Source organism: uncultured Bradyrhizobium sp. (genome assembly GCF_936943645.1).
Lineage (GTDB): Bacteria > Pseudomonadota > Alphaproteobacteria > Rhizobiales > Xanthobacteraceae > Bradyrhizobium.
Genome location: NZ_CAKZJO010000043.1, coordinates 63,102 through 74,047 on the forward strand (window position 1 = coordinate 63,102; position 10,946 = coordinate 74,047).

Genomic DNA, 10,946 nt, shown 5'->3' on the forward strand with positions numbered 1-10,946 from the left:
GGTGTCAACCGGCAAAATCGCGGTTGGTGCGCCGCTCAGACTTTCTGCTTGAACGCCTTGTGGGCGCGGTCCTTGGCGCCGAATTCCGCCGAAAGGCGGTCGGCGGCGGCCTGCACGATCTGCGCGCCCTCGTGCAGGGCCTGGTTGGAGAGGCGCCAGATCGGCCCGGAAATGCCGAGCGCGCCGATCACCTGCCCGGTGAAATCGGTGACGGGCACGGCAACGCAGCGCACTTCCGGATTGAACTCGCCGTCGTCGAAGGCAACGCCGGTGCGCTGCACCTCGGCGATCTCGCGCGAGAGCACACCGGCATCGGTGATGGATTTCGGCGTCGACGGCTTCAGCTCCGCGCGATCGATAAACCGCTTGAATTGATCGGGCCGTAGCGAAGCCAGGATGATCTTGCCGAGCGCGGTGCAATGGGCGGGACGCACCACGCCGACGCGGTCGGTCAGCTGGAAGGCGCCGGGGCCGCTGGTGCGCGCGATGACGATGACGGCGTCGCCCATTCGCACGGCAAAGTGGCTGCTTTCGCTGGTCTGGCGCGACAGCTCTTCCAGCATCGGCGTTGCGACATTGACCATCTCGATCTCGTCGAGCGCGGATGCCGCGAGCGCGAACAGCGGGCGGCCGATCCGGTAGCGCTTGTTGTCCTTCTCCTGACGGAGGTAGCCGAGCGAGACCAGCGTCTTGGCGAGATGAAAAGTGGTCGAGTTGTGCAGGCCGACGAGCTTGCTCAGTTCCGCAAGTCCGATGCCTTCGCGGTGGTGCGCCACTTCCTCGAGGATCGAGAAGGCGCGACCGAGCGACTGAACGCCGCCGCCGCGCTGCTTGTCCTCGGCCTCATCGTCGCCATCGGCTTTGGGAGCGGGGACCAGCTTGGCAATATCGGCCTTGCGCGGGCTTGCGGGCTTCTCGCCGGCCGTAGGCTTGGTACGCGATCTCAAGGCCGAGGCCCCCTCTGGCAAATTCGTGACTCGATGCCGCGACAGTAGCACGCAACGTTGCCATCGTCGGAGCCAGAGCCCGCAATTTCGCTGCGGGAAGCATACCACAATATAAATTGACGTACAGCATTATGAGAAATAGGGTGCCCGCGGCTCAGCGACGACCGCGCCGTGTTCTCCGCCTCGGTCCACAAGAAGTCGTGGGCTGAAAGGGAGACGGGTTGATGCCGAAGAACATGCTCAATGGCGCCCAGGTCATTGTCGATTATCTGATCCAGGAGAAGGTTCCGCAGGTGTTCGGGCTCTGCGGTCACGGCAACATCCAGTTCATCGACGCGCTGTACGAGCGTTCGCAGGAGATCAAGACGATCTCCGTGCATCACGAGAGCGTCGCGGGGTTCATGGCCGACGTCTATTACCGCGTCTCGGGCAGGCCGACGGCGACCTTCACCTCGTGCGGCCCAGGCTCGGCGAATTTGCCGATTTCGCTGGCCAACGCCTTCCTCGATTCCGTGCCGTTCATGGCGATCACCGGCAACGTGCCGACCAGTCAATTCAATCGCGGCGCGTTTCAAGAGATGTACCGGCACTATCAGGCCGACTTTCCCTCCACCGTGAAGACGATCTGCAAGAAGGTGTTTCAGCCGACGCGCGGCGAGATGGTGCCGCTCGCGGTGCGGCAGGCCTGGAAGACCATGGTCACGGGGCGACCCGGGCCCGTGGTGGTGGATGTCCCCTTCGACGTCTTCATGGAGTCCGCGGCCGAGGAGGCGCCGAAGGCGGCTGACTGGAGTGCCAACATTTCCAGCCGCTGCGGCGCCGATCCTGAAGGTGTCGAGAAGGCCGTGGACATGCTGCTTTCGGCCGAGCGGCCGGTGATGCTGGTCGGCCAGGGCGTGCGCTATGGCGGCGCGGCGGAGGAGCTGCGCAAGCTCGCCGAGCGGCTGCAGATTCCCGTGGCGGCATCGGCAAGCGGGCTCGGTGCGCTCGACGTCAACCATCCGCTCGCACTCGGCCTTGTCGCGCGCGCCGGGCATTACCAGGCCAATCATGCGACACGCCAGGCCGATGTGCTGCTGGCGCTCGGCGTCCGCTTCGACGACCGGACCTCGAGCTCGTGGATCCCCGGCTATTCCTTCACGATCCCGCCGACGCGCCTGATCCATGTCGACATCGATCCCGAGGAGATCGGCCGCAATTATCCCGTCGCGCTCGGATTGATGGCCGACGTCCGCACCTTCCTGCGGCAGGTGCACGCCGAGCTCGACCGCCGCGACAACCTTTTCAAGAGGTCGGACGCGCGGAAGAAATGGCTGGCGCAGATCGACGGCTACCGCAAGGAATGGGACAAGTTCGTCGCGCCCGGTTTCTCCGATGACACCACGCCGATCAATCCGCAGCGCGCCGCCGCAGAGATCGACAAGGCGCTGCCGGAAGACGCCATCCTCGTCTCCGACATCGGCGTGCACCACAATTGGCTGCTCGGCTTTTGCAAGCCGAAGCGGCCGGATTCGCTGATCGGCTCGATGGGCTTCGGTCCGATGGGCTTTGGGGTCGCCGGCGTGATGGGCGCGAAATTCGCAGCTCCGGATCGCCCTTGCGTCTCCGTGTGCGGTGATGGTGCCTTCTTCATGCATGCGAACGTGCTCGGCACCGCGGTCGAGTACAATCTGCCGGTGGTCTGGGTGGTCTGGAACAATTACGCCTATGCCTCGATCCGAGGCCTTCAGCGCGGCTATCTCGGCGGCCGCGAGCTTGCGACTGACTTCAAGCATCCGGAGACGGGCGAGCGCTACAATCCCGACTTTGCGGCCATGGCGCGTTCCTGCGGCGTCGAGGGCGTGCGGGTCGATCGCGCCGGCGACATCGGCGAAGCCATCCGCAAGGGCATTGCCGCCAACAGGCCCTATCTGATCGACGTCGACATCGCCGCCGACGTCAATCCTGCCGGCGCCGGCGTTTGGGAGCTGCCCGGTCTCGGCCAGAGCAAGGCGGGCATCGGCACGCGTTTCCAGCCGGGTTGATCGCAAGTCATCAATCAAGAACTGATCAGGGAGAGAGAAATGACTCTCGCAGGGAAGAAGGTCGTCGTGGTCGGCGGCTCCTCCGGCATCGGACTTGCCACGGCGGAGCTCGCCAAGCGCTCCGGCGCTGACGTCGTCATCGCCTCGCGCAGCGCCGCAAAGCTCGGCCCAGTCGCCGAGCAGCTGAAGGTGACGGCGATCCCCGCTGATGTCACCAGCGACGAGAGCGTTGCCGAGCTGTTCCGCCGCACCGGCCCGGTCGATCACGTCGTCCTGACGGCCGCGCAGCTTCGCACGGGGCCTTTCAAGACGGTCGCCATGGAAGATGTGCGCGCGACGATGGAAGGAAAATTCTGGGGCGCCTGGCGCGTCGCGCGCGAGGCCGAGATTCGGCCCGGCGGCTCGCTGACGCTCGTTACCGGGTTCCTCAGCGTCCGGCCGCGGCCGAATTCGGCGATTATCAGCGCGGCCAACGGGGCCCTGGAATCGCTCGCCCGCGCGCTCGCGCTCGAACTGGCGCCGGTGCGCGTCAATGCGGTCTCGCCCGGCGTGATCGACACGCCGATCCGGGCCGCGATGCCGGAAGCAGCGCGCAAGGAGATGCTGGCCAGGACGGCCGCCGCGCTGCCGGTCGGCCGCGTCGGCATGGCCGAGGACATCGCGCAGCAGATCGGAAGCTTCATGGCGAACGGTTTTGCCACCGGCTCGATCGTCTACATCGACGGCGGCGCGCTGGTGAACTAGGGAGCACTGATATGATCGAGGAAACTGGCGGCGCCTTCATCCGAAACATCGCCGAAGTGCCCTGGCGCGAATTCCCCAACCATTTCGGCGGCGCGCTGTCGAAGCCCCTGGTGATGCCGGAGACGGCGGGCTCGCGCCGCATCGACTACCGCATCTCGATGTATCAGCCGATGGCGCACGTCGCGCGGCATCACCACAAGGTGCAGGAGCAGGTCTATCACGTGCTCGAAGGCGAGGGGCTGATGGAGATTGCAGGCAAGAACCACGTGGTACGCAAGCACGACGTGATCTTCCTGCCGCCCGGCGTCGAGCACGCCATTTCGAATTCCGGAATGACGGATCTCGTCTTCCTGGTGGTGACCTCGCCGGTGACGGACGACGACAAGCCGGTGTGAGCGGCGCCTCTATTCGCCGGCCACCAGCTTCTCCAGCCGATCGAGCAGCGGTCGTTGTCCCGCGTTGATCTTCTCCCGCGCCACATCGAGGGGGAACCACTCGGCGCGATCGACCTCTGGAAAAGTCTGTCGTTCGCCGCTCCGTGGCGGCCATTCCATTTCGAATGTGTTGCTGCGAATGCCTCTCACGTCGAGATCGAGCTCGGCTGCGAAGGCGGTCACGAGCTTACCGCCGCGTTGCCTGACCTGACCAAGGGTGGTCAGCGACTCCGACAGCTCAAGTCCAAGCTCTTCGGCAAATTCCCGCCGCGCGGCGGCCTCCGGATCTTCCGCGTCGGCATATTCCCCCTTCGGAATCGACCAGGCACCGAGATCCTTGTTGCGCCAGAATGGCCCGCCGGGATGAACGAGGAGAAGCTCCAGTTCTTGACGCTTCCGATAGGCGATGATCCCGGCACTCTTCGATGGCATCGCAGGTTCCGTGCGGGCGTGACGATCGACGTTGGAACCGCCCAGGGCGGGCGGCTCCAAATCTTAACCCGACGGCCGTTCGCGCAAGGCCAGTCGGATGTTGCGGGATTTTACACTCTTTCCGGCGGCGCGCGCTGCAATCATGCTGCGCGCCTTGCCGTGGGCGGATGCGCTCTTTCGCAGCAGCGTTGCGAACCGCTTGCGGGCGCGGCTCGTCGCCAGCCGCGCGGCGAGCTGTTCGGCCTTGCGGATGAACGCGACGGCTGATGGCGTCAGGTTGACGGGAACCCAGGCCACGTCTTTGATCTTCGACAGGCTGCCGACGCCTTCGCATGGTGCCTCGCGCGGCAGGTCGATGCGGATCGCGATGGCTTCCGACCGCTCGGTCCAGTCTTCGGCCTTGGTGCCGGTGATGATGCGGACATAGTCACGCGTCTCGCGGGGCAACTCGCTTTCCTTGGCGAGCCACTTCTGAACGCGGCCCGGGCCGGCATTGTAGGCGGCTGCGGCAAGGCCGAGATTGCCGAAATCATCGCGCAGCTTGCGCAGGAACTTTGCCGATGCGGGCAGTGCCTTCATGGGATCAAAGGGATCGTCGAGCCCGACTTCGGCGGCCGTTTCCGGCATGAACTGCGCGACGCCCTGTGCGCCGGCCTGGCTGACCTCGTCGGACTTGAAGCGGCTCTCCTGCCAGAGCAGCCGGGCAAAGAACGGCACGGGAATGCCACTGGCCTCCGCGGCTTCGCGAAGCGCGTGGCAGAACCGTTCGGTCGGTGACACCGTCGCCTCGACGACCGGCTCGGCCGTGCGCGGCGGCTCGATCACCTGCTCGTAGGCGGCGCGGGCATTGGCGAGCTCGATCGCCTGCACGCTTGCCAGGAAGAGTTCGACCACAGGAACAAGTGGGGAGGGCCGATCGTTCTGAAGAACGGCGTGATCGAAAGTCGATGCTTGCCGGGACGCCGACGGATCGAGGTCGCACATCAGAATCATGAACGCGGCGCAAGCCGCGACGACAAATCGCATTTGCGTGGAGAGCCTTCGAACTGTGGGATGAACGGCCAGCGCTGCGCCGGCGATAAGAAGCTCTTAACCTTCCGATTGCGGCAAAGCTGCGATATCGCCGGTTCCTTCGGTGTTACTACGGTGTTCCCAAGAAGAAACTGCCCGCAGATTTGCGGATCATTGTTTTCAGGATGGGACGAGCGATCATGATGCGAAGAATGCTTGGCGCCGTGATGTCGCTGTGGTTCGTGTGCCCCGCGCTCGCGGGCTCTCTCGATGCAAAGGCCGTGAACGACGCAACGCGCCCAGAAAAGGCGCCGGCTGCGGACAAGGCCAGCGCTGCAGTGACGAAACTTCAGATCTTGCTCGATCGCGCGCAATTTTCTCCTGGCCAGATCGACGGCAAGTTCGGCGAAAATGCGCAGAAGGCGCTGAAGGCGTTTGCGGAGCAGAATGGTCTTGGTATCGACAAGACCATCGCTCCCGAACTCTGGGACAAGCTGAGCGCGGCAAGCGAAGGTCCCGTTATCGTCGACTACAAACTTGCCGATGCGGACGTGAAGGGACCGTTCCTCAAGAAGCTGCCCGCCAAGCTCGAGGACATGAAGTCGTTGGAGGCGCTGAGCTACACCAGCCCGCTCGAAGGTCTCTCGGAAAAATTCCACATGAGCGAGGAGCTGGTGAAGGCGCTCAATCCGGGCAAAGCTTTCGACAAGGTCGGCGAGACGATCGTCGTCGCCAACGTGCCGGCGCGGCGAGAGCTGCCGCGCGTGGCTCGCATCGAGATCGACAAGGCGCATGCGACGCTGAAGGCTTATGAGGGCTCCGGGCGACTGGTCGCGTTCTATCCGGCGTCAATCGGCAGCCCGGACCGCCCGACGCCGACGGGAACGCTGAAGGTCACCGGCACCAACGAGCAGCCGACCTACCACTACAATCCCGACTACAAATTCAAGAGCGTGAAGTCGAAGAAGCCGTTCGAGATCAAACCGGGGCCCAACAATCCGGTGGGATCGTACTGGATCGGTTTGTCGGCGCAGGGTTATGGCATCCACGGGACGGCGGAGCCCGACAGGGTTTCCAAGTCGGCGTCGCACGGCTGCGTCAGGCTCACCAATTGGGATGCGCGTGTGCTCGGCGAGAACGTCAAGCGCGGTACGCCCGTCGTCTTTCTGGATGCGCCGACCGAGTCATCGTCGAAGCAGCGAGGCGAAACAGCCGGCAAGCGCGCGGCGAACTCGTCGTCGAACTAATCCTTGGGAAAATCCTTGCGCATCGCGATCTCCGCGGCATCGCCGGGCGACAGCACGGTCTGGTCGAAGGCGGCCTGCGGCTTCGTCATGATGTCGTAGAGCGAGATGCCCTTGATCGGCTTGCCCATGAGCTCGCGGACGCAGTCGGCGAGCGTGCCGTTGTAGACGAGATAGGGCGGACCGCGGTCCTTCTGCCGCTCGCCCTTCAGCGACGGCCACTTCTTCAGTTCGGCCGGCGCGTCATAGGCGATCGGCGATCCCTCTTTGAACATGCGTTTGGCCCCGGTGGCTTGGATCACGGGAATCCTAGAGCCGCCGGGTAAACATGCGTTAAAGAATTAGTTCAAATCAGCTGGTCACAAAGGCCAGCAGGGTGCCGTTGGCCTTGGCCGGCGGCACGCAGACCGCAGACCCGCTGCGCACGGCGGCAGATCCCAGCGCCTTTTCCGTCGCGGCGAGATCTCCGCTGACGAGTACCAGCGCGGCGCCGCCGCGCTCGGACAGGCCGGTGAGCGGCACGCCGGGATAGCGCTTTCCAAGCTGCTCCAGCGTCAGATAGACGAAGTCGGCGCGATCGCCGCCGGAGGGCACGGTCGCGGCGCCGTCGGAATCCGCCTGCGGCTCGCGGTCGATCAGCCGGCCGAGATGTGCAGCTTCTTGCGCCGGCTCGGGCGTTGCGATCAGCGTCTGCTTGATCCGCTTCGCCGCATTGGCGTGTTTCATCAGCTCGGGAATCCACACGGTCTCGCGCGTCTTGTGCTGACAGGCGAAGATGCGGACGCCGCCGGGCGCTTCGGCGGTCGGCCACATGAAGGTGCGGAATTTCGCCGCCGAGACCGTGCCGTCAGGCAGCGTCACCGGCCGCTCGAAATCGGTCGGCCCGATCGGCGTCAGGCCGCGGGCGCGGATCTCCTCCGCACCGGCGGCGGAATCGACCGCGGTGAAGGCGATGCGCTCGATGCCTTCGCCACGCTTGTCGAGGAAGGCGCGGGCTGGCGCATTGTGTTCGGTTGCGGCGAGCACGCCGAGCAGCTCCATGTAGTCGGGGTCGAACATGATGGTGTAGTTGCCGGTGCCCATATGCGCGCTGTGAGTGCCGCGCGGGGAGACGGTGAAGCCGAGTTGCCGATAGTTCTCGGCGGCCTTGTCGAGATCTTTCACCATGACCACGGCGTGGTCGATACCGATGACGTTTTTGAGGGCCACTGTTCTTCCCCGATTGCCAACTGTTTCGAGCCGCGGCGGCGGCTGCCGGTCTTGTCTACGCCGGATAAGCGGTCAAGTCATTTTCAATTCGGCGCGAGATCCGCAATTTCGTTCCGTGAAATGATCTGTCGGCGCGGATCAACGGGCCTGCTCGAGATAGGCGGCGAGCACGGCGCGCTCCTCGCGGGTCATCTCGGTGACGTTGCCCGGCGGCATCGCGCTGGACCAGGCGGCGACGCGGCCGATGAGGCGGATGTTGCGGTCGATGTGCTCGGGCGCATCGAGCTGGATGCCTTTCGGCGCGGTGACGATCCCGGCCCAAACCGGCTCGGCCGCGTGGCACATGCTGCAGCGGGACATCACGATCTCCTCGACGTCGGCGAGCGTGGGCTGTGCCGACAGCACGGCGGTCTTCGCCTCGCGCGGGCCGGCCGCGGAGAGGAAGAGGATCGCGACCACGCCCGCCGCCGCCACGCCCCACACCCACCACGGCGATTTGCGTCCTGCGTGCCGTTCGTTGAAGAAATGGCGGATCACGGGACCGAGTGCCAGAGTGATCGCAACGATGATCCAGTTGAATTTCGTCGCGTAGAGCAGGGGATAGTGGTTGCTGATCATCAGCACGACCACGGGGAGCGTCAGATAGTTGTTGTGGACCGAGCGTTCCTTGCTGGTTTTGCCGAGCTTCGGATCGGGCGTCTGGCCAGCGATCAGGCTGACCACGATCTTCTTCTGGTTCGGGATGATCAGCGTGAAGACATTGGCGACCATGATGGTGCCGATGATCGCGGCGATCTGGTTGAAGGCGCCGCGGCCGCTCAGCACGTGGGTGAAGGCATAGGTCAGCGCGACCAGGAACAGATAACCGCCGATGGCGAAAGGCAACTCGCGCTGGGCCAGCCCGGTGCGGCAGGCGGCCTCATAGAGCAGCCACGCCAGCGCAAGGCTCGCGAGGCTGAACAGGCCGGCCTGGAACGGCGTGAGCTCGAGGATCGACTTGTCGACCAGGAACAGATCGGCTTCGAGATAATACACCACCACCATCAGCGCGAAGCCGGACAGCCAGGTGGTGTAGGCCTCCCATTTGAACCAGGTCAGCTCGTCCGGCATCTGGCTGGGCGCGACCAGATATTTCATGATCCGGTAGAAGCCGCCGCCATGGACCTGCCAGGCCTCGCCCTGCACACCATCGGGCAGGTCGGCCCTCGGCTTCAGGCTGAGGTCGAGGGCGATGAAGTAGAAGGAACTGCCGATCCAGGCGATCGCTGCCACCACGTGCAGCCAACGCAGCAGCAGGCTCGCCCATTCCGATATGATGGATCCCCACATGACCTTCCCAACGATCGCGATCGTGATGCCGCGACTTGCGGCCGCGCCCATATAATCTGTCGCATCGATCGGCCGCATTTTCCAGTACGATGGTCGTAGTCGATGCACATCGTGCGGGCATCAGCGGGCGCAGGGCTCGCGGGCGCAGAGGGTCGGGAGGACGACGAGGTGAAGAGCAGAATTTCGATCGTGGTGCTGGCTGTGGGGCTGGCCGCGACCTGTGCGCAGGCCGAGCCGGTGTTGCAGGGCAAGGACGCTTATGGCGATTGGCAGGCCGACAAGCCCGGCACCGTCAGGCTGATCCGGCCGCAGGACCTGGTCAGGCCCGGCGCCACGCGCTCCGTCGCGAGCTCGTCGCGCGTGGTATCGCGTCCGCCGGAGGCTGCGCTTCAGGTGCCCGCGGGCTTCAGGATCGAGCTGTTCGCCGATGGCTTGCGCGCGCCGCGCATCATCAGGGTGGCGCCGAACGGCGATGTCTTCGTGGCGGAGACGCGGGCCGGCACCATCCGCGTGCTGCGCGCCGGCGAGGGCGGCAAGGTCGCGACCAACGAGGTGTTTGCCAGCGGCTTGCGCCAGCCTTTCGGCATCGCCTTCTTCCCGAACGGCGACAATCCGCAATGGGTCTATGTCGCCAATACCGACAGCGTCGTCCGCTTTCCCTATCAGGCCGGCGACGTCAAGGCGCGCGGCAAGGCGGAGACGATCGTGCCAAGCCTGCCCCATGATGGCGGCCATTCCACCCGCGACATCGTCTTCACGCCCGACAACAAGCGCATGCTGGTCTCGGTCGGCTCGCTCAGCAATGTCGCGGAAGGTCTGGGCACGCCGCCGGGCGGGCTGGACGCGTGGTCGAAAGCGCAGCCGCTCGGCGCGGCCTGGGCCAGCGAGACCGAGCGCGCGGCCGTGCTGGCTTTCACGCCCGATGGCAAGGAGCGGAAGATCTACGCCACCGGCATCCGCAATTGCGTCGGTCTTGCGATCCAGGCCCAGACCGGTCTGCCCTGGTGCTCGACCAACGAGCGCGATGGTCTGGGCGACGATCTCGTGCCCGACTACGTCACCAGCGTGAAGGAGGGCGCGTTCTACGGCTGGCCGTGGTTCTACATCGGTAACAATGAAGACCCGCGCCACGCCGGCGCGCGGCCTGATCTCAAGGACAAGGTGACGGCGCCCGACGTGCTGATCCAGCCGCATTCGGCCTCGCTCGGCATGACGTTCTACCAGGGTACGCAGTTTCCCAGCGAGCACCAGGGCGATGCCTTTGCCGCCGAGCACGGCTCCTGGAACCGGTCGAAGCGCACCGGCTACAAGGTGATCCGCATCAGGATGAAGGACGGCAAGCCGACCGGCGAGTACGAGGATTTCGTCACGGGGTTCGTGGTGAGCGACACCGAAGTATGGGGGCGGCCGGTCGGCGTCGCGGTCGCGAAGGATGGATCGTTGCTGGTGTCGGAGGATGGCAACGGCACGATCTGGCGGGTGACAAGCGCGCCGCGGTGATGGTCTCTTCGCCTCTCCCCGCGTGCGGGGAGAGGCCGGAATTTGCGAGAGCAAATTCCGGGTGAGGGGGAC

11 protein-coding genes are annotated in these 10,946 nt (G+C 65.0%); 5 read left to right on the forward strand and 6 right to left on the reverse strand.

Annotated features, from left to right (window positions below):
* Nucleotides 1–35: 35 nt before the first annotated feature.
* Nucleotides 36–947, reverse strand: coding sequence for an IclR family transcriptional regulator (locus tag Q0743_RS06335; protein WP_298240717.1), 912 nt, complete (start codon nt 945–947; stop codon nt 36–38).
* A gap of 224 nt (nt 948–1,171) precedes the next feature.
* On the opposite strand from Q0743_RS06335, the gene Q0743_RS06340 reads away from it, so the two are divergent.
* The 3 genes from Q0743_RS06340 to Q0743_RS06350 are packed head-to-tail and all read left to right on the forward strand — an operon-like array spanning nt 1,172 to nt 4,110.
* The gene (locus Q0743_RS06340; RefSeq protein ID WP_298240718.1) at nt 1,172–2,971 is read left to right on the forward strand and encodes a thiamine pyrophosphate-binding protein; all 1,800 of its coding nucleotides are present in this window, start codon (nt 1,172–1,174) and stop codon (nt 2,969–2,971) included.
* Between the two features lie 39 nt (nt 2,972–3,010).
* Entirely contained in the window at nt 3,011–3,715 is a 705-nt protein-coding gene (locus tag Q0743_RS06345; protein WP_367184856.1) for an SDR family oxidoreductase, read from the forward strand.
* Between the two features lie 11 nt (nt 3,716–3,726).
* Nucleotides 3,727–4,110, forward strand: coding sequence for a cupin domain-containing protein (locus Q0743_RS06350; protein ID WP_298240719.1), 384 nt, complete (start codon nt 3,727–3,729; stop codon nt 4,108–4,110).
* Between the two features lie 9 nt (nt 4,111–4,119).
* Here Q0743_RS06350 and Q0743_RS06355 read toward each other — a convergent pair whose 3' ends face one another.
* Both Q0743_RS06355 and Q0743_RS06360 read right to left on the reverse strand, forming a co-directional pair.
* A complete protein-coding gene (locus Q0743_RS06355) occupies nt 4,120–4,581 on the reverse strand; it encodes an NUDIX domain-containing protein (protein WP_298240720.1) in 462 nt (153 codons plus the stop codon).
* Nucleotides 4,582–4,644: 63 nt separating this feature from the next.
* Complete coding sequence (locus Q0743_RS06360) at nt 4,645–5,607, reverse strand: transglycosylase SLT domain-containing protein (RefSeq protein WP_298240721.1); 963 nt, start codon at nt 5,605–5,607, stop codon at nt 4,645–4,647.
* Nucleotides 5,608–5,792: 185 nt separating this feature from the next.
* Between Q0743_RS06360 and Q0743_RS06365 the strand changes: the two genes are divergently transcribed.
* Nucleotides 5,793–6,839 (forward strand): L,D-transpeptidase family protein, encoded by a 1,047-nt coding sequence (locus tag Q0743_RS06365; RefSeq protein WP_298240722.1) that lies wholly within the window; start codon nt 5,793–5,795, stop codon nt 6,837–6,839.
* Here the strand turns inward: Q0743_RS06365 and Q0743_RS06370 are convergent.
* The 3 genes from Q0743_RS06370 to Q0743_RS06380 form a co-directional block, all read right to left on the reverse strand.
* On the reverse strand, nt 6,836–7,111 hold the full coding sequence (locus Q0743_RS06370; protein ID WP_126256609.1) for a hypothetical protein: 276 nt from the start codon (nt 7,109–7,111) through the stop codon (nt 6,836–6,838). The two genes, Q0743_RS06365 and Q0743_RS06370, sit on opposite strands and share 4 nt — an antisense overlap.
* Before the next feature lie 76 nt (nt 7,112–7,187).
* Nucleotides 7,188–8,045, reverse strand: a complete 858-nt coding sequence (locus Q0743_RS06375) for a VOC family protein (protein ID WP_298240723.1) — start codon at nt 8,043–8,045, stop codon at nt 7,188–7,190.
* A 138-nt stretch (nt 8,046–8,183) separates the two neighbouring features.
* A complete protein-coding gene (locus Q0743_RS06380) occupies nt 8,184–9,374 on the reverse strand; it encodes a urate hydroxylase PuuD (RefSeq protein ID WP_298240724.1) in 1,191 nt (396 codons plus the stop codon).
* Between the two features lie 168 nt (nt 9,375–9,542).
* Between Q0743_RS06380 and Q0743_RS06385 the strand changes: the two genes are divergently transcribed.
* Complete coding sequence (locus tag Q0743_RS06385; RefSeq protein ID WP_298240725.1) at nt 9,543–10,874, forward strand: sorbosone dehydrogenase family protein; 1,332 nt, start codon at nt 9,543–9,545, stop codon at nt 10,872–10,874.
* The last annotated feature ends 72 nt before the right edge of the window (nt 10,875–10,946 follow it).

Excerpts from the sequence above, each read along its gene's own strand:
- Q0743_RS06350 (WP_298240719.1), top strand. The coding sequence starts at position 3,727 with ATGATCGAGGAAACTGGCGGCGCCTTCATCCGAAACATCGCCGAAGTG.
- Q0743_RS06360 (WP_298240721.1), bottom strand. The coding sequence starts at position 5,607 with ATGCGATTTGTCGTCGCGGCTTGCGCCGCGTTCATGATTCTGATGTGC.
- Q0743_RS06365 (WP_298240722.1), top strand. The coding sequence starts at position 5,793 with ATGATGCGAAGAATGCTTGGCGCCGTGATGTCGCTGTGGTTCGTGTGC.
- Q0743_RS06380 (WP_298240724.1), bottom strand. The coding sequence starts at position 9,374 with ATGTGGGGATCCATCATATCGGAATGGGCGAGCCTGCTGCTGCGTTGG.
- Q0743_RS06355 (WP_298240720.1), bottom strand. The coding sequence starts at position 4,581 with ATGCCATCGAAGAGTGCCGGGATCATCGCCTATCGGAAGCGTCAAGAA.
- Q0743_RS06370 (WP_126256609.1), bottom strand. The coding sequence starts at position 7,111 with ATGTTCAAAGAGGGATCGCCGATCGCCTATGACGCGCCGGCCGAACTG.
- Q0743_RS06340 (WP_298240718.1), top strand. The coding sequence starts at position 1,172 with ATGCCGAAGAACATGCTCAATGGCGCCCAGGTCATTGTCGATTATCTG.
- Q0743_RS06345 (WP_367184856.1), top strand. The coding sequence starts at position 3,011 with ATGACTCTCGCAGGGAAGAAGGTCGTCGTGGTCGGCGGCTCCTCCGGC.